Genomic DNA, 25,794 nt, shown 5'->3' with positions numbered 1-25,794 from the left:
CAGCACCCGATCGGGTGACACTAGGCAGGTAATTTCCGCTAACGCTCCGAGTTCGTCGGCGTTGGTCCAAATGCGACACCGAAACACCTTTCGTCGGCGGGCGAAAGGTCTCTTCATCACGGTGTTTCAACGATGTTTCAGCAACCCGGGTTTCAGCGACACGGGTTTCAGCGCGGGTCCTCAGAGGACGAACGAGTCCGACCACGGTTGCGACGCCCGGCCTGAGAGCGCGTCCAGCAGGGTCACGGCCTGACGGTCCGTCAACGACGCGACGAAGTCCACCACCGCGCGGCCACGGGCGAGGCCGCGCACGGCGTCGGCGCCCTCCACTCGCTCCCCCGTCGCGCCGATCAACAGCTCGGGCGCGGTACTGGCCAGCTCGGTGTACTCGGCGTGCGCGAGCTCCACCAGGTCGTGCAGCCGGCGGGGCAGCCGGTACACCTCATCACGATCCAGTAGCCACGCGTCAAGGGCGTCCACCAGGCTGGACACCAGCGAAGCCTGTCCGCGTTGGTGCAGCGCGAGATCCGGGCGCAACAGGACAAACCGCCGATGCACGAACTTGAGCACCTGCACTTCGTGCCATTGCGGCTGGTTCAGCGTCACGTGCCCGGACCGGGTCGGCGGCGAGGGCACCAGCCGCACCCCGTCGACGAGCCTCGACGTCCAGCGCGCGGAGAACGCCGCCGTCGCCTGCTCGGCCTCGGTCGACCCGTCGAAGACACTGGCCAGCAGGTCGTCGGCCAGCTCGGAGCGCACCCGCGCGACGGCGTTCGCGAACGCCTCGTCGTCCACGATCCAGGCGTCCTTCACGTGCATCCTGCGCCGCACGCGTTCCAGCGAACGCCCGGGGAGCCGTCGTTCCGCGGTGAGCGTGTCCTCGTCCAATCGGGACAGCTCGAGCGCGTGCGTCGCCCAGCCGCCGAGCTCGGCCGCCACCGACGCGTGCTGCAGCACGCCGATGCGGTGGAAGTCCTGCAGATCGTGGATGGCGTACGCGATGTCGTCAGCGGTGTCCATGACGGACGCTTCCACGGTCTGCTGCCACGGCTCGATCCGGCCCGCGAACGCCGCCCGCGCCTGCTCGAAATCGTCCAGTTCCGTGCTATAGGCCGAAAACTTGCTCGCCCCCGTGCCGGGAGCGTCATCCGGCTCGGCCGCGCCACGCGGCGGTATGTCCATTGTGGAGGGATGCGGCGCCGGGTAATGCAGCCGGGCCCACGGGTACTTCAGCACCGCGGCGCGCACGGCCGCGGTCAGGTCCAGCCCGATCGCGGACGGGCCACGGACGTCGGTCGTGGTAAGAATGCGGAACGTCTGCGCGTTGCCCTCGAACCCGTCGGCGAGGCCGAAGCGGTGGCGCGCGATCCGGTCCAGCGTCTGCTCGCCGAGATGCCCGAACGGCGGGTGCCCGAGGTCGTGCGCGAGCGCGGCGGCTTCGGCGACATCGGGGTCGCAACCACCCAGCTTCTCCGCCAGCGCCGAACTGTCGCTCGACGTCGAGAGGCGCTCCGCGATCGCCCGCGCGACCTGAGCCACCTTCACGCTGTGCGTCAACCGGTTGTGCAGCAGGCCCGAGCCACCGGCACTGACCACCTGTGTGACACCGCCGAGCCGCGCGAAGAACGGGGACGCGGCGATGCGGTCGCGGTCCACGCGGAACGGGCTGGCGGCCAGGTCGGCGAAACCGCCGGCGGAATCGGCCGCGTCGCGCCGGGCTGTCCTCGGGTCGTCGTCATGCTCGTGCATGCCCGTCACCGTATCCGCAGGCCGCGTGGTGAGATCGACACCGTGCCGGATGGAATGGACGTACTGATCGCGGGCGCCGGCCCGGCGGGCTGGGCGCTGGCCGCCGCGTGCGCGCGGCTCGGGCTGCGCACCGCGCTGGCCGATCCGGCGCCGCTGGCGCCGTGGCACGCGACCTACGGGCTCTGGGCGGACGAACTGAACCTGCCGGAGAGCGCCATCGCGGCGGCCCCGGCCCGCACGCTCGCCATCGGCACCTCCGAGCACCTGCTGCGGCGGCGATACCTCGTCGCCCGCAACGAGGGCCTGCGTGACTGGCTCGCCGACGACCGGGTCCAGCTGCTCGCCGGGCGTGTCCGGCACGCCGTCCACGGGCCGTACGGCTCGACGGTCTTCTTCGACACGGGTCACCGGATCGCCGCCGGGATCGTGGTCGACGCGACCGGCGCCCGGCGGATCCTCTCCGGCGGCCCACCTCGCCGGACCGCCGAACAGACCGCGTTCGGCCTCGTACTCGACGTCGCGGACGCCGAACGGCTGGTGCCCGGGGACACCGCACTGTTCATGGACTGGCGCCAGGCCTCCCCGGTGGCCGATCCGAGTTTTCTCTACGCACTCCCGGTCGGCGACAGCCGCGTGCTCGTCGAAGAGACGTCGCTGGCCCGCCGCCCCGGCCTGGATCAGGACCTGCTCGCGGCCCGTCTGCGAGCCCGGCTCGCCGCGGTGGGAGTCGCACCGGGTGACCGTCAGGAGCAGGTCCGCATCTCGCTGGACCTGCCACCTGTCCGCGCCGGGCGGGTCGTACCGTTCGGCGTCGCCGCCGGACTGGTGCATCCGGCGACCGGGTACAGCCTGGCGACCTCGCTCCAGCTGGCGCCGCTCGTGGCCGAAACGCTCGCGGACGGCCTCGAACACGGGCCCGTCGCCGCCGCGAAAGCCGCGCATCGGCGGATCTGGTCGCCGATGGCCCAAGCCGTCCATTCCTTGCGCCACCACGGGTTGCGCGCACTCCGTGCGCTACCGGCCGAGGGGCTGCCGGAATTCTTCGAACTATTCTTTTCACTGCCCGAAGACCACCAACGCGCTTTCACTTCCGCTCGCGAAGATCTACCCGGTAACGCGGCCATGATGGCGGAAATTTTCCGGGGCGCCCCGTGGGCTCTGCGCACGCGTCTGATCAGGTGATTACCCGGTGAACATCAGTCGACATCAGTTTCGTTTCCCGGACGCAGCAGGGAACATCGAGGAGTGGGTACGCCCCTGACCGCAGTCCAATTCGCCTTCCAGCCGATGTACAGCCTCCACACCGGCGGCGTCGTCGCGCTCGAAGCGCTGGCCCGTCCCGGCAAAGGCACCGCACACGAACTGCTCGCCCAAGCCCGCCGCGACGGCAGGCTGGCCGAGACCGACATCGGCCTCGCCGCGGACGCCGCGCGCCAGGAAGCCGTACACCAGACGCAGCTCCCCCTCCATCTGAACCTGCTGGCGCCTTCGCTCGCCGCGTCGGCGGGCACCTTCGAACCGCTGCTGGAAGCGCTCGCCTCGGTCGGCAAGCGCACCCGGGAGGTGGTACTCGAGATCGGCCCGCCGTTCTCCCATATCCGGGCCGACCAGCTACTGCTCGGCATGCGCCATCTCGGCGACCTCGGCTTCCGGCTCGCGCTCGACGGTCTCGGCCACGGTGACCTGCCACTGGCCCTGCTCACCGCCGCACCGGTCGACCTGGTGAAACTGGACCGCAGTGTGCTGCACCGGCTGCCGGAGGATCCCGCCGCGATAGCCGTGGTCGAGGCCTTGCTGCATTTCACCTCCCGCACGAACATCCGGCTGGTCGCCACCGGGATCGAAACCGAATCCCAGCTGCTGGCCACGCGGAAGCTCGGGATCCGGATCGCCCAGGGCAACCTGTTCGCCCCGGCCGGGTTCGAAGCCTCCTGGGCGAGCCTCAGCACCCCCGCCGACACCGAGCCCGACAACCGGCTGGCGGGCGGCACTTCGGCCGCACCGCGGATCCGGGACTTCATCCGCCCGGCGACAACCGTGCCCGCGACAGCGACCTGTGACGACGTCCGCCAGGTGCTCGCCGCAGCCGACGAGCCCTCGGGCATCATCGGCATCGACCACACCAACCGTCCACAGTGGTCGGTCGACCGGACCCGCTTCCTGGTCGCCGTAACGGGTTTGTACGGTCACGCCCTGCACGCCAAGCGCCCGGCCGAACGGCTCGCGGACACTCCGCACACCATCAACGCCGACGCGAGCGCGCTGGAGTTCCTGGAACTGGTGACCGACGCGGACTGGGCCCGCACCGGCGACGACGTCGTGGTGGTCGACGGCAGCGGCCGCTGCATCGGCGTGGTGCTGGTGAACGAGGTCGTCCGCGGGGTGGCCGAGGCGAAGGTCGAGGCAGCCGCCGCACTCAGCCCGCTCACCCGGCTGCCGGGCAGTGACACCGTCGCGCGGGACGTCGACCGCCGGATCGGCAGCGGCGAACCGTTCGTGGCCGCCTGGCTGGATGTCGACTTCTTCAAGACGGTCAACGACACCGTCGGATTCGCCGCCGGGGACGATCTGATCCGGGTACTCGGCCGCACCCTGACCGAGCTCTCCACACGCCTGCCCCGGATGACGGTCAGTCATGTCGGCGGCGACGACTTCCTCATCGCCTGCGATCTGGACGAAATCGGCACGATCGCCGCCGCACTGCTCGACACCCCGTGGTCCGCGGAAGGCATGCCCGTCACGGTTTCGCTCGCGACACTGATGTGCGGCAGCGGCGCGGTTCCGTCCTATCGCGACGTTTCACGCTTGTTGGCACCGCTGAAGAAGCGAGCGAAATCAGTGCCGGGATCGAGCTGGGTGCTCGGCCGTCCTGGTGCCGAGCGGGTCGAGGTACTGCGCGGCATCGGCCGTCCGCCCATGCCGACACAGCGCGGCCCGGTCAGCCGATCGGCGTAACGAAGTTCGCCATCTGTCGACAGATGGCGAACTCTTAGCTACTGAGAGATCGCGTGATGTCGGCATCTCGTACGTGCCGATCACGCTCGGTCACAGCCGGATGTTTTCACGATCGGGGCGCGTACATGATGACAGTTACCCCAGCGAGACAAATCAACGCGCCGAGGACGTCGAACCGGTCGGGACGGTAGCCGTCGGCCACCATGCCCCACACCAGCGACCCGGCGACGAACACACCACCGTACGCGGCGAGGATGCGGCCGAACTGGGCGTCCGGCTGCAGTGTCGCGACGAAGCCGTACAGCCCGAGCGCGACGACACCACCGCCGATCCACGCCCAGCCGCGGTGCTCACGCACGCCTTGCCAAATCAGCCAAGCGCCGCCGATCTCCAGCAACGCCGCCAGTACGAACAGCGGCACCGACCGCAACACAGACAACTCGACACCCCCGCGCGGTATAGGTCGTTATACGGCGTATGAGACCAAAAAGCGGGAGCAAGGGACCTTTACTACCGCGAAACGGCAGTAAAGGTCCCTTGCTCCCGCTCTAAGGCGAGTTACATCGTGAAGCCGAGGGCGCGAAGCTGCTCGCGGCCGTCGTCGGTGATCTTCTCCGGACCCCACGGCGGAATCCAGACCCAGTTGATCCGGAAATCGTTCACCAGTCCGTCGGCGGTGAGCGCGGACCGGGTCTGGTCCTCGATGACGTCGGTCAGCGGGCAGGCCGCCGAGGTCAGCGTCATGTCGATGGTCGCGGAGTTGTCCTGCTCGACCCGGATGTCGTAGACCAGTCCGAGGTCCACGACGTTGATCCCGAGCTCGGGGTCGACCACGTCGCGCATGGCCTCTTCGACGTCCTCGAGCTTGGCGAGCGCCACGGCAGGCTCGACCTGGTCCGGCAGGTCGGCCGCGGTGCGGCCCTCTCGATGTTCGGGTACTTCGGCGGCTGCTTCAGCCACCTTCGTCGTCGTCTCGTCACTCATGCCGTCTCCACTCCGGTAGCGCTGCGCGCCACCGCATCCTTGAATGCCATCCAGCCGAGCAGCGCGCACTTCACGCGCGCGGGGTACTTCGCCACGCCCGCGAACGCTATTCCATCTTCCAGCACGTCTTCGTCGGGCTCAACTTTGCCGCGTCCCTGCATCAGCTCGACGAACGCGTCGAGCTTCGTGAAAGCGTCCTCCAGAGACTGCCCGACGACGAGGTCCGTCATCACCGACGTGGACGCCTGGCTGATCGAACAGCCCTGCCCCTCGTAGGAGATGTCGGCGACCTTGTCACCGTCGAGCTTCACGCGCAGGGTGACTTCGTCGCCACAGGTCGGGTTGACCTGGAACGACTCCGCGTCAAAGGGATCCCTCAGGCCTCGGCCGTGCGGGTGCTTGTAATGGTCCAGGATGATCTCCTGGTACATGCTTTCCAGGTTCATTTCGCCACCCCGAAGAAGCGCTGAGCCTCACGGACACCGCTGATCAGAGCGTCCACTTCGGACAGTGTGTTGTACAGATAGAAAGACGCCCGCACGGTACCGGGGATCCCGAACTGCCGGTGCAACGGCCACGCGCAATGGTGTCCGACGCGGACGGCGATGCCCAGACTGTCGAGCACCTGCCCCGAATCGTGCGGGTGTACCCCGTCGATCACGAACGCGACCGTGCCGCCACGGTTCACCATCTCCGTCGGGCCGATGATCCGGACACCGGGGATTTCGCCCAGGCCCCGCAAAGCGGCTTCGGCGAGAGCGTGTTCGTGCGCGGCGATCCGGTCCATGCCGACCACGGAAAGGTAATCCACGGCGGCACCGAGACCGACGGCCTGTGAGGTCATCGGGACACCGGCCTCGAACCGCTGCGGCGGCGGCGCGAAGGTCGAGCCTTCCATCCGGACCAGCTCGATCATCGAGCCACCGGTCAGGAACGGCGGCATCGCTTCGAGCAGTTCGGAACGGCCGTACAGCACGCCGATTCCGGACGGGGCCAGCATCTTGTGCCCGGAGAAGACCGCGAAGTCCACGCCGAGCTCACGGAAGTTCACCGTGCCCTGGCCGAAAACACCGTGAGGCACCGACTGGCACGCGTCCAGCAGGGTCAGTGCGCCGACCTTCTTGGCCTTCGCGACGAGTTCGGCGACCGGGTTGATCGTGCCGAGCACATTGGACTGGTGCGCGAACGCGACCACCTTCGTGCGCTCGGTGATCAGCTCGTCGATGTTCGACAGGTCCAAGCGACCTTGGTCGGTGACGGAGAACCACTTGAGCGTGGCGCCGGTCCGCTGGCACAACTGCTGCCACGGCACCAGGTTAGCGTGGTGCTCCATCTCCGTGATGACGATTTCGTCGCCGGGGCCGATCACGAAGCGCTTGGCTTCGGGACCGGCGGTGGCGGCGTTGCTCATCGCGTAGGCGACCAGGTTGATGCCCTCGGTGGCGTTCTTGGTGAACACCAGTTCCTCCGGCGAGGTGCCGACGAACTCCGCGGTACGCGCACGGGCGTACTCGTAGGCGTCGGTGGCCTCTTCGGCGAGCTGGTGCGCACCACGGTGCACGGCCGCGTTGGACGTCTCGAGAAAACGCCGTTCCGCGTCGAGTACCTGGGTCGGCCGTTGCGAGGTCGCCCCGGAATCCAAGTACACCAAGGGTTTCCCGTCCCGGACGGTACGGGAAAGGATGGGGAAGTCGGCCCGCAACGCGGCGACGTCCAACGGTGTCCCCAAGGGGACAGAGTTAGCCGTGGTGGTGGTCATCGAGCCAACTCCTCTCGGTGTCGTTCTTGGATTCTCGGCAGACCGGATCAGACTGCGGCCGCTTGCGCGCCCGCGTACTTGACGTAGCCGTTCTCTTCGAGCTCATTGGCCAGTTCAACGCCACCGGACTCCACGATCTTCCCGCCGGCGAAGACGTGCACGAAGTCGGGCGTGATGTGCTTGAGGATTCGCGTGTAGTGCGTGATCAGCATGACGCCGACCTCGTTCGCCGCCTTGTACTGGTTCACGCCCTCGGACACGACGCGCAGGGCGTCGACGTCGAGGCCTGAGTCGGTCTCGTCGAGGATCGCGATCTTCGGCTTGAGGATCGACAGCTGCAGGATCTCGTGGCGCTTCTTCTCGCCACCGGAGAAACCTTCGTTCACGCTGCGATCGGCGAACTCCGAGGAGATCTCGAGCTTGTTCATCTCTTCCTTGACCTCTTTGACCCAGGTGCGGAGCTTGGGAGCCTCGCCCCGGACCGCGGTGGCCGCGGTGCGCAGGAAGTTCGACATCGAGACGCCGGGGACCTCGACCGGGTACTGCATGGCCAGGAAGAGGCCGGCGCGGGCGCGCTCGTCGACGGACATGTCGAGCACGTTCTCGCCGTCCAGCAGGATTTCACCGGAGGTCACCACGTACTTCGGGTGACCGGCGATCGCGTAGGACAGGGTGGACTTGCCGGAGCCGTTGGGGCCCATGATCGCGTGGGTCTCGCCCCCGCGGATCGTCAGGTTGACGCCCTTGAGGATCTCCTTGTCGCCTTCGTCGGTGATGACGGAGGCATGCAGGTCCTTGATTTCCAGAGTTGCCATGGCTTCTTCGTTCCTAAGTCAGTTCAGTACGGGCACGGGCGGTGTTGACCCAAAATCACGCGTTGACGGCTTCGAGCTCGGCTTCGATCGCCGTCTGCAGGCGCTCGCGCACCTCAGGGATGTCGATCTTGGCCAGGATCTCGTGGAAGAACCCACGGACCACCAAGCGCCGGGCCTGCTGCTCGTCGATCCCGCGTGACTGCAGGTAGAACAGCTGCTCGTCGTCGAACCGGCCGGTCGCGCTGGCGTGACCGGCGCCGGTGATCTCACCGGTCTCGATCTCCAGGTTCGGCACCGAATCGGCGCGCGCCCCCGTGGTCAGCACCAGGTTCCGGTTGACCTCGTAGGTCTCGGTGCCTTCGGCGGCGGCGCGGATCAGCACGTCGCCGATCCACACGCCGTGGGCGCCTTCACCTTGCAGCGCGCCCTTGTACATCACGTTCGATTTGCAGTTCGGCTCGGCGTGGTCCACGAAGAGCCGGTGCTCCTGGTGCTGCCCCGCGTCGGCGAAGTACAGCCCGAGCATCTCGACGTCGCCGCCGGGACCCGCGAAGGTCGCCGTCGGGCTGACGCGGACGAGATCGCCGCCCAGGGTGACCACGATGTGCCGCAGTCGCGCGTCACGGCCGAGCTTGAGGTGCTGCTCGGAGACGTGGACGGCGTCGTCGGCCCAGTCCTGCACGCTGACGACGGTGAGCCGCGCGTTGTCCTCGATCACGAACTCGACGTTGTCGGCGTACGTGCCGGAGCCGACGTGGTCGAGCACGATCGCGGCTTCCGCGAACCGCTCGGCGCGCACCTGGACGTGGCCGTAGGCGAGGTTTCCCTCACCGGGGCCGGTGATCCGGATGACCGACGGCTTCGACGCGCGCGTCTCCTTGGGCACCGTCACCACGGTGGCGGCGGTGAACGAGGAGTAGGCCTGTGCCGCGATGCGGTCGCTGGGCGTGCCGCCCTTGCCGAGACGCTCGTCCTCACGGCCGACGGTCTCGACGCTGACCTCGGGGGCCACATCGGCGTCGACCTTGACCTCACCGGTGGCGACGGGACCCTCGTGGAGTCCGCGAAGCCGCTTCATCGGCGTGAAGCGCCAGTTCTCCTCGCGACCGCGCGGGACCTCGAAGGCCTCGACGTCGTAGGAAGCGAACCGCTCCGCGCGGGAGGCCGCCGGGACCAGCGTCCCACCGTCCTCCCGCGCAGCAGCAGCGACATTGTTTTCGGTCAACGTCATCAGCCGACGGACCCTTCCATCTGAAGCTCGATGAGCCGGTTGAGCTCGAGCGCGTACTCCATGGGCAGCTCACGCGCGATGGGCTCGACGAACCCGCGCACGATCATCGCCATGGCCTCGGTCTCGCTCAGACCGCGGGACATGAGGTAGAACAGCTGGTCACCGCTGACCTTCGAGACCGTGGCCTCGTGGCCCATCGACACCTCGTCGTTGCGGATGTCCACGTACGGATAGGTGTCCGAACGGGAGATCGTGTCGACGAGCAGCGCGTCACAGACGACGCTGGAGCGCGAGTGGTGCGCCCGCTTGGCGATCTTGACCAGGCCGCGGTACGAGGTGCGGCCACCGCCACGCGCCACCGACTTCGACACGATCGTCGAGGAGGTGTGCGGGGCGAGGTGCTCCATCTTGGCGCCGGCGTCCTGGTGCTGGCCCTCACCGGCGAAAGCGACCGAGAGGACTTCGCCCTTGGAGTGCTCGCCCATCAGGAAGACCGACGGGTACTTCATGGTCACCTTGGAACCGATGTTGCCATCGATCCACTCCATGGTCGCGCCCTCTTCGCACTTGGCGCGCTTGGTGACCAGGTTGTACACGTTGTTCGACCAGTTCTGGATGGTCGTGTAGCGGCACCGGCCGCCCTTCTTCACGATGATCTCCACGACCGCCGAGTGCAGCGAGTCGGACTGGTAGATCGGCGCGGTGCAGCCTTCGACGTAGTGCACGTAGGCGTCTTCGTCGACGATGATCAGGGTCCGCTCGAACTGGCCCATGTTCTCGGTGTTGATCCGGAAGTAGGCCTGCAGCGGGATGTCCACCTTGACGCCCTTGGGGACGTAGATGAACGAGCCACCGGACCACACGGCCGTGTTCAGCGCGGAGAACTTGTTGTCCCCGGCCGGGATGACCGACGCGAAGTACTCGGCGAACAGCTCCGGGTGCGTCTTCAGCGCGGTGTCGGTGTCCAGGAACAGCACGCCCTGGGCCTCGAGGTCCTCACGGATCGAGTGGTAGACGACCTCGGACTCGTACTGAGCCGCGACACCGGCGACGAGGCGCTGCTTCTCCGCCTCGGGGATGCCGAGCTTGTCGTAGGTGTTCTTGATGTCCTCTGGCAGGTCTTCCCAGCTGGTGGCCTGCTTCTCACTGGACCGCACGAAGTACTTGATCGTGTCGAAGTGGATGCCCGAAAGATCGGCACCCCAGTTCGGCATCGGCTTCAAGTCGAACAGCTTCAACGCCTTGAGGCGGGTATCCAGCATCCACTCGGGCTCGGACTTCTTCTCCGAGATGTCGCGCACGACATCCTCACTGAGTCCGCGCTTGGCGCTCGCGCCAGCGGAATCAGAGTCGGCCCAGCCATACGCGTACTTGCCAAGGGAGTCGATCGTCTCTTCTTGGCTCAGCGGCGCGGTGGTGGGAGTGCGCTGCTCGGCGGCGGCAGTCATACGGGTTTCCCTCCAATCGGGATCCGGGTGGATCGCCCGTCGGCCGGCTGCGCCGTCCGAACGGGGGTGGTGCGTTCTTCTACTTCGGGAACGTTCACTTCAGTCGTGCATTCCGGCTGGGGTTCAACCGGGATACCCGCCGAAGCGACGGGTACGTGTGTGGTGCACGCGTTGTCACCGCGTGCGATGGTCGCCAGCCGCTGCACGTGGGTGCCGAGCAGCTTGGCGAACGCCTCGGTCTCGGCCTCACAGAGCTGCGGGAACTCCGCGGCGACGTGGGCGACCGGGCAGTGGTGCTGGCAGAGTTGCGCGCCGGCGCCGACCTGACGGGTCGACGCAGCGTAACCCTCACGGCTCAGCGCGATGGCGAGGGCCTCGGCTCGCCGGACGGGGTCCTCGTGGCTGGTCACGGCGTCCATATGCGGACCCACCAAGGTCGCCACGCGACGCTCGGCGAACGCCCGCACGGCGTCCTCCCCCGCGTGCTCGGCGAGGAACCGGACCGCGGACACGGCGAGGTCGTCGTAGGCGTGCCCGAAGCGGGCCCGGCCGGACTCGGTGAGCAGGAAAAGCTTCGCCGGACGGCCACGGCCACGCGGGCCACGGCGAGGTGCGTCACGTGCTTCGGTCTCGCCGTCGGCGAGCAACGCGTCCAGGTGCCGGCGGACCGCCGCCGGGCTGATCCCGAGCTGTTCGGCGACCACCACGGCCGTCATCGGACCCTGCTCGAGCAGCAGCCTCGCGACCTCGTGCCGGGTGCGGCCATCGGCGCTGACCTGCGCGGGCATGCCGGAACCCGCGGTGCGGCGCACGTCGCCACCCGCCAGTTCCCCGGTGCCCACCTTTTTCACAACACAAGTGTGTCTTATTTCCGGCGGAAGGGCAAAGGCTGGGCCCGGGGTGGTGAGCGGGGTCACTCCGGCACCGACTCGATACCCTTCCCCCGTGGCTATCGGCGAACATTCCGCGCAGCGGGAAACTGACGTGCCGCCGACCGGGTCCGAGCAGGCAGGCGGCGGCACCGCGGTGGTGGTCGCGTCCCTCGTGCGCCCGGCGAAGACGGAACCCCTCAACGACGGCGAACACCGCGCGCTCATCGTGGTCCGCCGCTTCGGCATCGTGGGCGCGCTCCTGCTCGCGTTCGGGTCCTTGGGCGCCGGTGCGGCGCCGGTGCTGAACCCGGTGCAGGAGATCCCGATCCTGCGGCTGTTCGCCCGTATCCCGACGGTTTCGCTGGCGATCGCGTTCGCCGGGATGGGCATGCTGGTGATCGGCTGGCTGATGCTCGGCCGCTTCGCCCGGCCCGACCGCGAACGGCTCGCCACCCCCGGCCAGCTCCGGCGGACGCTGGTCATGTGGCTGATCCCGCTGCTGTTCATCCCGCCGCTGTTCTCGCGTGACGTCTACAGCTACCTCGCGCAGAGCGAGATCGTGCACCGCGGGATGGACCCGTACGAGCTGGGGCCCGCGCAGGCGCTCGGTATCGGCGACCCGCTGACCTCCGGTGTTTCCAACATGTGGCGCGAAACCCCCGCGCCGTACGGGCCGCTGCTGCTGAAGCTCGGCAGCTGGCTGGCCCCGATCGCCGGCACCGACGTCGTCGTCGGCGTGCTGCTGCAGCGCGCGGTGGCACTCGTCGGCGTCGTGCTGATCGTGTGGGCGCTGCCCAAACTGGCCCGCCGCTTCGGCGTCCAGCCCGCGACGGCGCTCTGGCTCGGCGCGGCCAACCCGCTGCTGATCTTCCATTTCGTCGCCGGCGCGCACAACGACGCGCTCGCGATCGGGCTCATGGTCGCCGGCCTCGAACTCGGCATCCGAAGGCTGCCGGTGCGCATAGCCGGGGACAGCCCGCCACCGTTGGCGAAGGGCGAGTTGCTGTTCATCGCGCTCGGCGTCACGGTGATCACCCTCGGCGTCGCGGTGAAACTCAACGCCGTGCTGGCGTTGCCGTTCTTCGCGGTGATGGTGGCCAGACGCTGGCACGGAAAGCTGAGTGACCTCTTCCGGGCGGGCGCGCCGATGGCGCTGCTGTTCGCCGTGGTGCTCGTCATCGCCTGTGTCGGGTCCGGGCTCGGCTTCGGCTGGGTCGGCGCGCTCGGCACGCCGGGTCTGGTGCGCAGCTGGATCTCGCCCACCGCGGAGCTGGCGAACCTCGGCGGGGTGCTGGGGATCCTGCTCGGCCTCGGCAATCACACGAACGCGCTGGTGCCGATCCTCGGCATGCTCGGCTACATCGTGGCGGGCGCGATCACGCTGAAGTTCCTGTGGGACAGCTTCAAGTGGCGGTACCGGCCGATGATCGGGCTCGGCGTGTCGCTCGGCGCGGTGATGATCCTGCACGTCGCGCTGCAGCCCTGGTACGTGCTGTGGGCGGTCATCCCGCTGGCCGCCTCGGCGGGGACGTCGAGGTTCCGGGTCGCGGCGACGCTGATCAGCGCGGGCCTGCCGTTCCTGCTGCCGCCGACGGGAAGCACTTTCGACGGGCGGTCCTACGTCCTGCCGTACGCCTACCTCGCGGCCGTGGTCGTGGTCGGGCTCGCCGTGCTGGTCGTCCACCGGATGGCGCCGCTGCTGCTGTCCCGCCCGCCGAAGCATCTCCCCGAACACCTCGCGCCCTCCTGAAATGGGGGTGCGAGGTGGTGCGTATCGTGAACGGTCGTGAGTGCCCCCGCCGTTGAGATCACCGGCTTGGTGAAGCGTTACGGATCCACCACCGCCGTCGACGGCCTCGACCTGCGGATGGCACGCGGACGCCTGCTCGCCCTGCTCGGGCCCAACGGCGCGGGCAAGACGACCACCGTCGAAATCTGCGAAGGCTTCCGCAAGCCCGATTCCGGTTCCGTGCGCGTCCTCGGCCTCGACCCGGTCCGCGAAAGTGCCGCGCTGCGCCCGAAGATCGGCGTCATGCCCCAGGGCGGCGGCGCGTACCCGGGAGTGCGGGCCGAAGAGATGCTCCGGCTGGTCGCGGCCTGCGCGGCGAACCCGCTCGATCCGGCTTGGCTGCTGGACATCCTGGGTCTCGGCACCGCGCGGCGCACGCCGTTCAAGCGGCTCTCCGGCGGTCAGCAGCAGCGCCTTTCGCTGGCGTGCGCGCTGATCGGCCGTCCCGAACTGGTGTTCCTCGACGAGCCGACGGCCGGGATGGACCCGCAGGCCCGCCGCCTGGTCTGGGACCTGCTCGGCGCGCTGCGCGCCGACGGCGTGAGCGTGCTCCTCACCACCCACCTGATGGAAGAAGCCGAAGCGCTCGCCGACGACGTCGTGATCATCGACGGCGGCAAGATCATCGCCGAAGGCTCCCCCAGCGACCTGACCGCCGAAGGCACCGACGGCCAGCTGCGCTTCAAGGCGCGCTCCAGGCTCAACACCGACCTCCTCGCCGCCGCGCTCCCCGAGGGCTACCTCGTGCGTGAGTCGGCACCCGGCGCGTACCGGGTCGAGGGCCGCGTCGACCCGCAGGTCGTTTCGACGGTGACGGCGTGGTGCGCGCAGCAGGGCGTGCTGGCCGAAGAGTTGCATGTCGGGAAGCGGGATCTCGAAGAGGTCTTCCTCGAGCTGACCGGACGGGAACTCCGCACATGAGCGCCACCACCAACGGCCACCCTCGGTTCGCGCCGGGCACGTTCACCCCCGCGCCGGGCCGCGGCAAGCTCGGCCACATGTTGCTCGCGCACGCCCGCGTCGAGGCGAGTCTGACGCTGCGGCACGGCGAGCAGATCCTGCTGACGCTGCTGATCCCGATGGCCCTGCTCATCGGACTGAGCCTGCTGAACATCCTGCCCGCCGCCGACCTCGGTTCGACGTCCAAAGTGGACTGGGTGACGCCGAGGATCCTGGCACTGGCGGTGATGTCTTCCGCGTTCACCGGGCAGGCGATCGCGCTCGGCTTCGATCGTCGTTACGGGGTACTGAAAAGGCTCTCCACCACCGCGCTGCCGCCGTGGCTGCTCGTCGCCGGACGTGTGGTGGCCGCGCTGGTGGTCGTTGCGCTGCAAGCGATCGCGCTCGGTGTCGTCGCGGCACTGCTCGGCTGGTCACCGTCGCCGGGCGGGCTGGTGACGGCGGTCGTGTTCCTGTTCGCGGGCACGCTCAGCTTCGGCGCGCTCGGTGTCCTGCTCGGCGGGTCGCTGCGCGCGGAAGCCGTGCTGGCGCTGGCGAACATCATCTGGTTCGTGCTCCTGCTCGCCGGCGGGATCCTGCTGGCGCCGTCGTCGCTCCCGGGCGCGTTCGGCGACATCGTCGGGCTCCTGCCTTCAGGCGCGCTCGCCGAGGGCCTGCGTGCCGCCCTCGTCGACGGCACCTTCGCTTGGGGCCCGCTGGCCGTCCTCGTCGTCTGGGCCGTCGCAGTCGGGGCCCTCGCCACCCGCACCACCAAACTCACGTAACCCCTCCCGCCATCTGTCGACAGATGGCGATCTCTTAGTTGCCAAGAGATCACGAGATGTCGGCATCTCGTCGCCGGGCCGCATCGATTCGATCAACCGGCTATCCGCGCGGGCCGAACTACTGCGCACTGACTCGGCATGGTGGACACAACCGGCATTAAAGAGGAAACCGGGCCATCCGGCCAACCAGCGCTGAATCGGGTGATGGGCCCGAAGCTGTTGTTGTTCTTCGTGGTCGGAGACATCATCGGTACCGGCGTGTACGCGCTCACCGGCCAAGTCGCCGGTCGCGTGGGTGGTGCGCTGTGGCTCCCGTTCCTCGTCGCCTTCGTCGTCGCGTTCATGACCGCGTTCAGTTACCTGGAACTCGTGGGGAAGTATCCGAGAGCGGCCGGCGCCGCGCTCTACACCAACCGGGCCTTCAGAATCCCGATCTGACCTTCATGGTCGCGTTCGCGGTGATGTGCTCGGGCATCACGTCCGCCTCTTCGGCGGCGGTCGCGTTCGGCAAGACCTACCTCGCGGAGTTCATCACCGCGCCGATGCCGTGGGTGGCCATCGCGTTCATCCTCGGCCTGGCCGCGATCAACTTCCGCGGCGTCAGCGAATCGGTCAAGACCAACGTGGTGCTGACCTGTATCGAGCTGTCCGGGCTGCTGATCATCATCGGCGTCGGCGTGTGGGCGGTGATCAACGGCAACGGTGACGCGAGCAGGCTCACCCAGATCGACACCGGGAACCAGACCGCGCTGGTGGCCATCACCTCGGCCACCTCGCTGGCGTTCTTCGCGATGGTCGGGTTCGAGGACTCGGTGAACATGGCCGAGGAGTGCCATGTTCCGGTGCGCATCTTCCCGAAGGCGATGCTCTGGGGCATGGTCGTCGCCTCCACCATCTACATCCTCGTGTCGGTCACGTCCTCGCTGCTCGTGCCCGCCGACGACCTCGCGGCGGCCAAGAGCAACGCGTTGCTCAAGGTGCTCGACGTCGGCGCGCCCGGACTGCCGCGGGAGATCTTCTCCGCGATCGGCCTGTTCGCCGTCATCAACTCGGCGCTGATCAACATGCTGATGGCGAGCCGCCTGCTCTACGGCATGGCGAACGAGCGCATCATCCCGAAGCAACTGGGCACGGTGCACCCGTTCCGGCGAAGCCCGTGGGTCGCGATCGTGTTCACCAGCGCGATCGCCATCGTCCTGGTGTCCACAGTGGACATCAGCGTGCTCGGCGGGACGACGGCGTTGCTGCTGCTTGTGGTGTTCGCCATAGTCAACATCGCGGTCTTGGTGCTGCGCCGGGAAAAGGTGGAGCACAAGCACTTCCGGGCGCCGACCGTCATCCCGGTATTCGCCGCGATCTTCTGTTTGTACCTGGTGAGCCCGCTTTCCGGCCGTCCCGGCCGGGACTACCAGGTCGCCGCGATCCTGCTCGCCGCCGGTTTGCTGCTCTGGGGCATCAACTGGCTCTTCATGCGCGCGAGCAGGGAAAAGGACAAGGAATCCGTGGGGTCGTCAGGCTAGAAACCGCTCGCGAGTAAGCTCCGGACGTGCCGTTGCAGACTCTCGTTGCCCGCCTTCCGTACCCTTCCCGCGCTGTTCAGCGGGCTATCGCGGTGGCGGCGGTGATCGCGCAGGCCGGTATCGGTGTCACCGGTTCGGTCGTGCGCGTCACCGGGTCCGGGCTCGGCTGCCCGACCTGGCCGCAATGTGTCTCCGGCAGCATGTTCCCGGTCGACCACCCCGAGTACCACGCGCTGAACCAGTGGATCGAGTTCAGCAACCGGATGCTCACCGGGGTGGTCATCCTGGTCGCGGCGCTGTGCGTGCTCGCGGCGTGGCGGATCCGGCAGGACCACCCAGACAGGAAGCGGCTGGTCACCCTCGCGTGGGCGATGCCGGGCGGTGTCGTCCTGCAGGCCGTTCTCGGCGGGATGACGGTGCTGGCGAAGCTGGAGTGGTGGACGGTCGCGATCCACTTCCTCGCCTCCACTCCCCTGGTTTGGCTGGCCGTCCTGCTGCTGCGCGCGTTCAACGAGGGTGACGAGCCCGCGCGGTGGCTGATCCCGGCGCCGACCCGCAAGCTCCTGGTGGCGCTCGTCGTCTCGATGTGGGCGGTTCTGGTGGCGGGCACCACGGTCACCGGCGCCGGCCCGCACGGCGGGGACCCCGAAACGCACCGGCTCAACGCGCCGATCGAAACGCTCGCGCAGATCCATGGCGGCCTGCTGGTCGTCTACCTCTTGGTCCTCGCGGCGCTGGGCGTGCAGCTACGCCGGGCAGGGGCGCCGAAGCGGCTGTGGAACCACTACGCCGTCGCGTGGGTCGTCGCGCTGGCACAGGGCGGGCTCGGCACACTGCAGTACGCGCTCGGTGTGCCGGAGGCGCTGGTTTCCTTCCACGTACTGGGTTCCGCGCTCGTCATCGTCGCCACCGCGGCACTGTGGACGGCCTCGCGTGACCGAGGCCCGGTGACTTCGCTCGAACCCGCTCCCGCTGACTCGGCCAAGGTCGACGTAAAGGCTTAACGACGCGCGAGCGGACCGGCCATTTTCCGCCGGTGGGCCGGGCCGATCTTGACCAGGTTCACCGTCGGGTTGTCCCACTCGGCCGGTTCGAGGTCTTCGACCGCCTCGACCAGGGCCTCACCCGTGGCCACGCTGGGCACGAAGATGTCGCCGAGTGCGCCGTCGGCGCCGACGAGGACCACCCGCGCCCCTGCCCTGCCGACGTTCTCGACCACGGCCTTCGACGACTTGCCGTGCTCCGCGACGAATGCGCGCGCGGCCGCCAGCTGCCGTCCGGTGGGGGCGATCGTCTTCTCAGTTTCCTCAGCCACTCCGCGAGCTTAACGGCCCACGCCCCGGACCGCGGAGCATCGTGTCGCCAGCCATAGTTACAACCGACGGAAAAGATCGCGCACCCAAGGAGGACGCATGCCCACGGCAGTGCAGGTGACCAAGACCGGTGGCCCCGAGGTACTCACCGTGGCGGAGGTCGAGGTCGGCGACCCCGGACCGCACGAGATCCTGGTCGACGTGGCGGCCGCGGGCGTCAACTACATCGACACCTACCACCGGTCGGGGATCTACCCGATCCCGCTGCCGTTCGTCCTCGGGCAGGAAGGCGCCGGGACGGTCGCGGCCGTCGGCGGCGAGGTGACGGAGTTCGCGCCCGGTGACAGGGTGGCGTGGCAGGGTTCGATCGGCAGCTACGCCCAGCGCAAACTGGTGCCCGCCGACGTCGCGGTGAAGGTGCCGGACGGCGTGTCCGACGAGGTCGCCGCGGCGACCCTGCTGCAGGGCGTGACCGCGCACTACCTGGTCGCCTCGACCTACGAGGTCAAGCCGGGCGACGACATCCTGGTGCACGCCGCGGCCGGCGGTGTCGGCCTGCTGCTGGTGCAGCTCGCCAAGGCACGCGGCGCCCGGGTGATCGGGACCGTGTCGACGGCCGAGAAGGAGCAGCTCGCGCGTGAAGCCGGCGCCGACGACGTGATCCGCTACGACAAGGTCGATTTCGCCGAGGCGACAAGGAAACTCACCGGCGGCGAAGGTGTCTCCGTGGTCTACGACGGCGTCGGAAAGTCCACTGTGGACGGAAGCCTGGCCAGCCTGAAGCCGCGCGGCCTGCTGGCGCTGTTCGGCGCTGCGAGCGGCCCGGTGCCGCCGATCGACCCGCAGCAGCTCAAGACAGCCGGATCCCTCTACCTGACCCGGCCGACGACCGGCGACTATGTGCGCACTCGCGAGGAACTGGACTGGCGGGCGGGCGACCTGTTCGGCGCCGTGCTCGACGGCTCGCTGAACATCCGCATCGGCGGGCGCTACCCGCTGGCCGACGCCCGCCAGGCCCACGAGGACCTGCAAGGCCGCAAGACCACGGGAAAGCTCCTGCTCGTCCCGTAAGCCATGAACGGACCTTTCCTGGCGTCTTTCGCTAGGAAAGGTCCGTTCATGTCACTTTTGGACGTGACCAGCCGAGCTATGGGGTCGCGCCAGTGCCCGGGCCGACCTTTACGGCGTCCGTGACGAAGACGAGGGTCTCGTTCGGCTGGATGCCTCGGCCACCAGCACCGTAGGCGAGGTCCGGCGGAATGATCAGGAGGCGGCGGCTGCCCTCATTGGTACCCACGAGGCCTTGGTCCCAGCCCTTGATGACATCTCCCGCGCCGAGATTCAACTTGAAGGTCTCGCTCCCGAACGAGGTGTCGAGGACCTTCTTGTCGGACCAGGTGACCAGCAGGTAGTTCATCTCGAGGGAGTCGCCGGACTTGGCCGCGGGGCCGGTGCCGACGGACAGGTCCTTCGTGATCAGCTTGGTCGGCGGGTCACAGCTGTCCGGGATGGTGATCTCCGGCTTCTCGCCGAACTTCCCGGTGGTCTTGATGTCGTCGGCGGTGCACTCCTTGCCGACGAGTTTTTTCGGCGTGCTCGCGGGGGCGGCTGCCGAAGGGGCGTTCGAGCCGGGGGCGGCTGACGGCTGGGAAGACTCCCCGCAGCTGGCGAGGGTCAGGGCAGCCGCTGCCGCGACCATGATCTTGGCGACTTTGTCCATGTCCCGCACCCTACTGGTTGGGGATATCCCCCAACACCGACAGATCGTCGCCGGTCTGGACCACTCCGAGCCGTTGCGTGGACCGTGTGAGGGCCACGTAAAGATCGTTCAGGCCGCGGGGTGATTCCGCGACGATCTCGTCCGGCGACACGAGCACGACGGAGTCGAATTCGAGGCCCTTCGCCTTGTCCACGGTCAGCAGCGAGAGCCGCTCGTCGTCGGGACCGAGTGCCTTCCGCAGCTTCCGCAGGCGCTTGGCCGGGACCAAAACGGCCACCGTGCCGCCGTCGACGGCTTCGAGCTCACCGTCCACAAGGGACTTGATCCGGTCCGCGAGTTCGTTGGGGGCCAAGCGTTCCCGCCACGGGGTGACGCCGGTTTCGCGCACCGAGACCGGCGCTTCGAGCTCCGGGTTCACCTCGGCGAGCACCCGCGCGGCGACGTCCATGATCTCGGCCGGGGTGCGGTAGTTCACCGTCAGCTCTTCGAGCCGCCACCGGTCGGCGACGTACGGCGAGAGCACCGAGTCCCACGACTTCGCACCACCGGGGGCGCCGGTCTGCGCGACGTCGCCGACGAGCGTCATCGAGCGACTCGGTGCTCGGCGCATGAGCACGCGCCAGTCCATCGCCGTCAGTTCCTGCGCCTCGTCCACGATCACGTGCCCGAAGGTCCAGGTGCGGTCCTGCGCGGCCCGCTGCGCCGCGGTCAGTTCGCTGCGGCGCTGCTGGCGTTCGGCGAAGAGCTCGGCGTCGAGGACGTCGCTGACCCGCAGCAGTTCCTCGTCGATGATCTCTTCGTCCTGCTCCAGGATGTCCAGCACGCCCTCGGCGTACGCGCGTTCCTCGCGTTCGCGGCGCGCTTCTTCGGCGCGGGCCTCGGTGTCGTCCTCGCCGAGGAGCTCCGCGAGCTCGTCGAGCAGCGGGACGTCGCCAGGGGTCCACAGCGATTCGAGCGGGCGGACCAGGCTCTCGCGTTCGGCTTCGGTGAGCCGTTTCCCGGCCGCGCCGGCGAGCCGTTCGCGCTCGGCGAACAGGTCGTCGAGCAGCTGTTCCGGGGTCAGGACCGGCCACAGCGAGTCCATCGCCTTGGCGACGTTCGCGTCGGCGGTGAGTTCCTCGCGGATGTCGTCGAGGTCACGCGGGTCCAGCAGGTCCTCGCCGAGTTTGCGGGCGACCTGGCGGGTGAGCGCGTCGAGCAGCTCGGAGACGAAGATGCGCCGCGCCTGGTTGTGCGGCCGCCGCGACCGGCGGGCCCTGGCCCTGGCTTCGGTGCAGGTTTTCCGGTCCAGGCGCAGGGTTTCGCGCTCGACCTCGATCTCCAGCACCGGCTCGGGAACCTGCTGCCTGTCGCGAACGGCGTTGGTCAGGACGTCGACCATCGACGCGCGGCCCTTGACCTCGGCCGCCACGAGCGAGTCGACGCCGTCGGCGGTCACGCCCGGATAGAGCTGGCCGACAGTGGCGAGCAACACGCCCGTCTCCCCCAGCGAAGGGAGAACCTGCCCGATATAGCGCAGGAAAGTACTGTTCGGCCCCACCACGAGCACGCCGCGCGTGGTGAGCTGCTGGCGGAACGTGTAGAGCAGGTACGCGGCGCGGTGCAGCGCCACGGCCGTCTTGCCGGTGCCCGGACCGCCCTGCACGACGAGCACGCCGTTCAGCCCGGCGCGGATGATGCGGTCCTGCTCGACCTGGATCGTGGCGACGATGTCGCTCATCTCACCGGTGCGCTTGCGCTCCAGCGCGGCGAGCAGCGCGGCCTCACCGGCGAGCCCCAGGTCTTGGCCTTGGTCTGCGGCGTGGAGGTCGAGGATCTCGTCGTCGAACCCGACGACCTTCCGGCTCAGCGACCGGATGTGCCGTCTGCGACGCACACCTTCGGGTGAAGCCGCGGTGGCGAGGTAGAACGGCCGCGCCACCGGCGCTCGCCAGTCCACGAGCAGCGGCTGGTACTCGTCGTCCTCGTCGAACAGGCCGAGCCTGCCGATGTACGCGGTCTCATCCTCGGTACCGGGCGCGAAATCGAGCTTGCCGAAGCAGAGCCCTTGTTCGACGGAACCCAGCTGGGCGAGCCTGTCGCTGTACATCGCCGTCGACACGTCGCGCTCGGTGCGCGCCTGAGGCGTGCCACCGCTCTGGCGCAGCGTGGCCGTCAACCGGCGCTGGGCGATTTCGCGCTCGGCGTCCAGTTTGCGGTACAGCATCGACACGTATTCCTGCTCACGTGCGATTTCGTCGGCGGGGGTGTCTAGTTCCCGATCAGGGGACACGGACAAGCGCTGCCCTTTCGCAGTTGGAAGAAACTCGGCCGAAAGGACCAACGACAGAGACCGGCCCGGAATTCCCCCGTCCCGCACGAATTCCGCTCAGGCGTACATCAACTGCACTCGAGCGTGCACGAACTGCACTTGAGTGCGCGTGGATTGCACTCGGGCGAGGAAGGTCTAGAAAGGCAGGCCGAGGGTGGGCAAGCCGATGGCCGAATCGACGGCGAGCGCGACGAACACGATCATCAGGTACGTGTTCGAACGGTGGAACAACGACATCGGGTTGGTCGTCTCACCGCGGCGTACGGCGGCATTCAGGCTGTGCGCGTAGAAGAGGAACCAGCCGCCGGCCAGCACCGCGAAGGACGCGTAGAGCCAGCTCGTCACCGGCAGCAGCAGGAGCGTCCAGGCGACCATGACCCAGGAGTAGATGACGATCTGCTTGGCGACGTGCTCCGCGGTGGCGACCACCGGCAGCATCGGCACGCCCGCGCGCTCGTAGTCCTCGCGGTACTTCATGCCCAGCGCCCAGGTGTGCGGCGGCGTCCAGAAGAAGATGACGCCGAACATCACGAACGCGGGCCACTGCACGGTCCCGGTGACCGCGGACCAGCCGATGACCACCGGCATGCACCCGGCGGCGCCGCCCCATACGACGTTCTGCGAGGTCCGGCGCTTGAGCACCAGGGTGTAGACGAAGATGTAGAACAGGATCGTGGTCACCGCGAGCACCGCGGAGAGCAGGTTCACCGTGAAGAACAACACCACGAACGCCAGCACCCCGAGCGTGAGCCCGAAGATCAGCGCGCCCCGGCGGGACACGGAGTCCTTCACCAGCGGGCGGCGCTTGGTGCGGTTCATCACCTTGTCGATGTCCGCGTCGATGACGCAGTTCAACGCGTTCGCGCTGCCGGCCGCCATCGTCCCGCCGACCAGCGTGGCGAGAACCAGCCACGGCGACGGGATTTCGCGGCCCGCGAGGAACATCGCGGGGATCGTGGTGACGAGCAGGAGTTCGATGACGCGGGGCTTCGAGAGCGCGGCGTACGCGCCGACGACCGAACGAATGCTTCGCCGGCCACCGGAAGGTCGTTCCCCGGTCGGATGCACGGCGCTGGTGCTGTCACTGCGTCCGTGCGCAGCGTTCACCAACGACATTTCACTCCCTGTGTCAGATCGGGGCGGTACACGGGCTCCTGGGTGATCTTGTGGTGGAACCCGGGACACCGCTGGGCTGGGCCCGATCCGATGTTAGACGCGGCGTTTCCGCTCCGTGATCGCGGGTCCCGCCGTCCGATGTGTCCGGTGATCCACCGGACACGCCCTGACACAAGCGTGTCGACCGAAAGCCACTCTGATGGCCGAGCCACTAGGCTGGACGCGCCGGTCCGGTTGCCATCGGGCGCACGTGGCTGAGCAGGAATATCGTGCCTTCGGGATCGATTGAGATTGGTACGGCGTGCGCACCGGGTACACCACGGAAAATGTCAGCCACACCTTGACGACGGGGAGTTCGAGTTCAGTGTCCGAAACCGCCTCTACCAGCGAGAACAACCCACTCTTGCGGCGCAACGTGCCCGCCGACTGGACCGAGACCGACACCCGCGCGGTCGACACCGCCCGCGTGCTCGCCGCCGACGCCGTCGAACACTGTGGCAGCGGCCACCCCGGCACGGCGATGAGCCTGGCGCCACTGGCCTACACCCTCTTCCAGCGGACGATGACCCACGACCCCGCGGACCCGCACTGGCCGGGCCGCGACAGGTTCGTCCTGTCCGCCGGGCACAGCAGCCTGACGCTCTACATCGAGCTGTATCTCGCGGGCTTCGGTCTCGAGCTCGATGACCTGAAGCAGCTCCGCAAGTGGGGCTCGAAGACCCCGGGGCACCCGGAGTACAGCCACACCGACGGCGTCGAGACCACCACCGGCCCGCTCGGCCAGGGCCTGGCCAACGCGGTCGGCATGGCGATGGCGGCACGCCGCGAGCGTGGCCTGCTCGACCCGGACGCCGCTCCCGGCGAGAGCATCTTCGACCACCACATCTACGTGATCGCCTCCGACGGTGACATCGAAGAGGGCGTCACCTCCGAGGCCTCCTCGATCGCCGGTCGCCAGGAACTCGGCAACCTGGTCGTCTTCTACGACGACAACAAGATCTCCATCGAGGACGACACGAACATCGCGCTGTCCGAGGACACCGCGAAGCGCTACGAGGCCTACGGCTGGCACGTCCAGATCGTCGAAGGCGGCGAGGACGTGGTCGCCATCGAGGAGGCCATCAATGCCGCCAAGGCCGAGACCGGCCGCCCGTCGTTCATCCTCGTCAGGACGATCATCGGGTACCCGGCGCCGAAGCTGATGAACACCGGCAAGGCGCATGGCGCCGCGCTGGGCGCCGAAGAGGTCGCCGCGGTCAAGAAGATCCTCGGTTTCGACCCGGAGCAGAGCTTCCAGGTCGACGACGAGGTCATCGCCCACACCCGCAAGGCACTGGACCGCGGCAAGGCGGCGCACGCCAAGTGGCAGGAACGCTACGACGTCTGGGCCGCGGCCAACCCGGAGCGCAAGGCGCTGGGCGACAGGCTCGCCACGCGTTCGCTGCCCGAGGGCTGGGCCGAGAAGCTCCCCCGCTGGGCGCCGGACGCCAAGGGCATCGCGACGCGCGTCGCCTCGGGTGAGGTCCTCAACTCCCTCGCCGACGTCCTCCCGGAACTGTGGGGCGGCTCGGCCGACCTCGCGGGCAGCAACAACACCACGATGAAGGGCGCCGACTCGTTCGGCCCCGAGGACGCTTCCACGAAGATGTGGAAGGCCAACCCGTACGGCCGCACGCTGCACTTCGGTGTCCGCGAGCACGCCATGGGCTCGATCCTCAACGGGATCGCGCTGCACGGCGGCACCCGCCCGTACGGCGCGACATTCCTCATCTTCAGTGACTACATGCGCCCGCCCGTGCGGCTGGCCGCGCTGATGAAGGCGCCGGTCATCTACGTGTGGACGCACGACTCGATCGGCCTCGGCGAGGACGGCCCCACGCACCAGCCGATCGAGCAGCTCTCGACGCTGCGCGCGATCCCGGGTCTCAACGTCGTCCGTCCCGCGGACGCCAACGAGACCGCCGCGGCGTGGAAGGCCGTGCTGGAGGACATCCACGCGCCGTCGGGTCTGGCGCTGAGCCGGCAGAACCTGCCGATCCTCGAAGGCACCAGCACCGAAGGCGTCGCCAAGGGCGCTTACGTCCTGGCTGACTCCGAAGGCACACCGGACGTGATCCTGGTCGCGACCGGTTCCGAGGTGCACCTGGCCGTCGAGGCGAAGAAGGCCCTCGACGCCGACGGCGTGGCGACCCGCGTGGTCTCCGCCCCGTGCCTCGAATGGTTCGACGCCCAGGACGCCGAGTACCGCGAGTCCGTGCTCCCCGCCGCCGTCAAGGCCCGGGTCTCGGTCGAAGCCGGTATCGCGATGTCCTGGCAGCGCATCACCGGCGACGCCGGCGAGAACGTCTCGATCGAGCACTTCGGTGCCTCGGCGGACGCGAAGACGCTCTTCCGCGAGTTCGGCTTCACCGCCGAAGCCGTGGTCGACGCCGCCCGCCGCTCGCTCGCCAAGACCACTAACTAATTCCCTCCCTAACAAGCAAAGGGG

21 protein-coding genes and 1 pseudogene are annotated in these 25,794 nt (G+C 68.3%); 9 read left to right on the top strand and 13 right to left on the bottom strand.

The window, feature by feature from the left end; all coding sequences use genetic code 11:
- Positions 1-180 precede the first annotated feature (180 nt).
- Complete coding sequence (locus VGP60_RS18005; protein WP_327549170.1) at positions 181-1,749, bottom strand: dGTP triphosphohydrolase; 1,569 nt, start codon at positions 1,747-1,749, stop codon at positions 181-183.
- A 54-nt stretch (positions 1,750-1,803) separates the two neighbouring features.
- Here VGP60_RS18005 and VGP60_RS18000 point away from each other — a divergent pair, with 54 nt between their 5' ends.
- Both VGP60_RS18000 and VGP60_RS17995 read left to right on the top strand, forming a co-directional pair.
- Positions 1,804-2,931, top strand: coding sequence for a lycopene cyclase family protein (locus VGP60_RS18000; protein ID WP_327549169.1), 1,128 nt, complete (start codon positions 1,804-1,806; stop codon positions 2,929-2,931).
- A 105-nt stretch (positions 2,932-3,036) separates the two neighbouring features.
- A complete protein-coding gene (locus VGP60_RS17995) occupies positions 3,037-4,704 on the top strand; it encodes a GGDEF domain-containing protein (protein WP_414640372.1) in 1,668 nt (555 codons plus the stop codon).
- 106 nt (positions 4,705-4,810) lie between these two features.
- Here the strand turns inward: VGP60_RS17995 and VGP60_RS17990 are convergent, their stop codons facing one another.
- The 8 genes from VGP60_RS17990 to VGP60_RS17955 form a co-directional block, all read right to left on the bottom strand.
- Positions 4,811-5,143: a YnfA family protein gene (locus VGP60_RS17990; RefSeq protein WP_327549167.1), complete on the bottom strand. Its 333-nt coding sequence runs from the start codon at positions 5,141-5,143 to the stop codon at positions 4,811-4,813.
- 119 nt (positions 5,144-5,262) lie between these two features.
- The gene (locus VGP60_RS17985; protein WP_327549166.1) at positions 5,263-5,688 is read right to left on the bottom strand and encodes a metal-sulfur cluster assembly factor; all 426 of its coding nucleotides are present in this window, start codon (positions 5,686-5,688) and stop codon (positions 5,263-5,265) included.
- A complete protein-coding gene (gene sufU, locus VGP60_RS17980; RefSeq protein ID WP_327549165.1) occupies positions 5,685-6,134 on the bottom strand; it encodes a Fe-S cluster assembly sulfur transfer protein SufU in 450 nt (149 codons plus the stop codon). The genes VGP60_RS17985 and sufU overlap by 4 nt, the downstream gene beginning before the upstream one ends.
- Positions 6,131-7,447, bottom strand: coding sequence for a cysteine desulfurase (locus VGP60_RS17975; protein WP_327549164.1), 1,317 nt, complete (start codon positions 7,445-7,447; stop codon positions 6,131-6,133). The genes sufU and VGP60_RS17975 overlap by 4 nt, the downstream gene beginning before the upstream one ends.
- A gap of 47 nt (positions 7,448-7,494) precedes the next feature.
- The gene (gene sufC, locus VGP60_RS17970) at positions 7,495-8,262 is read right to left on the bottom strand and encodes a Fe-S cluster assembly ATPase SufC (RefSeq protein ID WP_327549163.1); all 768 of its coding nucleotides are present in this window, start codon (positions 8,260-8,262) and stop codon (positions 7,495-7,497) included.
- A gap of 55 nt (positions 8,263-8,317) precedes the next feature.
- On the bottom strand, positions 8,318-9,493 hold the full coding sequence (gene sufD, locus VGP60_RS17965; protein WP_327549162.1) for a Fe-S cluster assembly protein SufD: 1,176 nt from the start codon (positions 9,491-9,493) through the stop codon (positions 8,318-8,320).
- Complete coding sequence (gene sufB, locus VGP60_RS17960; protein ID WP_327549161.1) at positions 9,493-10,941, bottom strand: Fe-S cluster assembly protein SufB; 1,449 nt, start codon at positions 10,939-10,941, stop codon at positions 9,493-9,495. The genes sufD and sufB overlap by 1 nt, the downstream gene beginning before the upstream one ends.
- Positions 10,938-11,792, bottom strand: a complete 855-nt coding sequence (locus VGP60_RS17955) for a helix-turn-helix transcriptional regulator (protein ID WP_414640370.1) — start codon at positions 11,790-11,792, stop codon at positions 10,938-10,940. Before VGP60_RS17955 ends, sufB begins: the two co-directional genes overlap by 4 nt.
- A 175-nt stretch (positions 11,793-11,967) precedes the next feature.
- Between VGP60_RS17955 and mptB the strand changes: the two genes are divergently transcribed.
- The 5 genes and pseudogenes from mptB to VGP60_RS17930 all read left to right on the top strand — a co-directional run bounded on the left by mptB (position 11,968) and on the right by VGP60_RS17930 (position 17,850).
- Positions 11,968-13,563: a polyprenol phosphomannose-dependent alpha 1,6 mannosyltransferase MptB gene (gene mptB, locus VGP60_RS17950; protein WP_414640371.1), complete on the top strand. Its 1,596-nt coding sequence runs from the start codon at positions 11,968-11,970 to the stop codon at positions 13,561-13,563.
- 36 nt (positions 13,564-13,599) lie between these two features.
- On the top strand, positions 13,600-14,523 hold the full coding sequence (locus VGP60_RS17945; RefSeq protein WP_327549160.1) for an ABC transporter ATP-binding protein: 924 nt from the start codon (positions 13,600-13,602) through the stop codon (positions 14,521-14,523).
- On the top strand, positions 14,520-15,326 hold the full coding sequence (locus VGP60_RS17940; protein WP_327549159.1) for an ABC transporter permease: 807 nt from the start codon (positions 14,520-14,522) through the stop codon (positions 15,324-15,326). The genes VGP60_RS17945 and VGP60_RS17940 overlap by 4 nt, the downstream gene beginning before the upstream one ends.
- Before the next feature lie 138 nt (positions 15,327-15,464).
- Positions 15,465-16,846, top strand: a pseudogene (locus VGP60_RS17935) (APC family permease).
- A gap of 26 nt (positions 16,847-16,872) precedes the next feature.
- Positions 16,873-17,850 (top strand): COX15/CtaA family protein, encoded by a 978-nt coding sequence (locus tag VGP60_RS17930; RefSeq protein WP_327549158.1) that lies wholly within the window; start codon positions 16,873-16,875, stop codon positions 17,848-17,850.
- Here VGP60_RS17930 and VGP60_RS17925 read toward each other — a convergent pair.
- Complete coding sequence (locus VGP60_RS17925; RefSeq protein ID WP_327549157.1) at positions 17,847-18,161, bottom strand: hypothetical protein; 315 nt, start codon at positions 18,159-18,161, stop codon at positions 17,847-17,849. The two genes, VGP60_RS17930 and VGP60_RS17925, sit on opposite strands and share 4 nt — an antisense overlap.
- A 97-nt stretch (positions 18,162-18,258) precedes the next feature.
- On the opposite strand from VGP60_RS17925, the gene VGP60_RS17920 reads away from it, so the two are divergent.
- Entirely contained in the window at positions 18,259-19,230 is a 972-nt protein-coding gene (locus VGP60_RS17920; RefSeq protein ID WP_327549156.1) for a quinone oxidoreductase, read from the top strand.
- 76 nt (positions 19,231-19,306) lie between these two features.
- On the opposite strand, the gene VGP60_RS17915 is transcribed toward VGP60_RS17920, so the two are convergent.
- From VGP60_RS17915 to VGP60_RS17905, 3 genes are all read right to left on the bottom strand, one after another.
- Entirely contained in the window at positions 19,307-19,879 is a 573-nt protein-coding gene (locus VGP60_RS17915) for an FKBP-type peptidyl-prolyl cis-trans isomerase (protein ID WP_327549155.1), read from the bottom strand.
- Between the two features lie 10 nt (positions 19,880-19,889).
- Positions 19,890-22,157 carry a HelD family protein gene (locus tag VGP60_RS17910; RefSeq protein WP_327549154.1) on the bottom strand — a complete coding sequence of 756 codons (2,268 nt, stop codon included), beginning with the start codon at positions 22,155-22,157 and terminating at the stop codon, positions 19,890-19,892.
- 168 nt (positions 22,158-22,325) lie between these two features.
- The gene (locus VGP60_RS17905; protein ID WP_327549153.1) at positions 22,326-23,306 is read right to left on the bottom strand and encodes a heme o synthase; all 981 of its coding nucleotides are present in this window, start codon (positions 23,304-23,306) and stop codon (positions 22,326-22,328) included.
- 364 nt (positions 23,307-23,670) lie between these two features.
- Between VGP60_RS17905 and tkt the strand changes: the two genes are divergently transcribed.
- Positions 23,671-25,770: a transketolase gene (gene tkt, locus VGP60_RS17900; RefSeq protein ID WP_327549152.1), complete on the top strand. Its 2,100-nt coding sequence runs from the start codon at positions 23,671-23,673 to the stop codon at positions 25,768-25,770.
- Positions 25,771-25,794 lie beyond the last annotated feature (24 nt).

This window comes from Amycolatopsis sp. (assembly GCF_036008905.1).
GTDB lineage: Bacteria > Actinomycetota > Actinomycetes > Mycobacteriales > Pseudonocardiaceae > Amycolatopsis.
The sequence above is the reverse complement of the archived record's forward strand: the minus strand, read 5'-3'. Positions and strand labels throughout refer to the sequence as shown.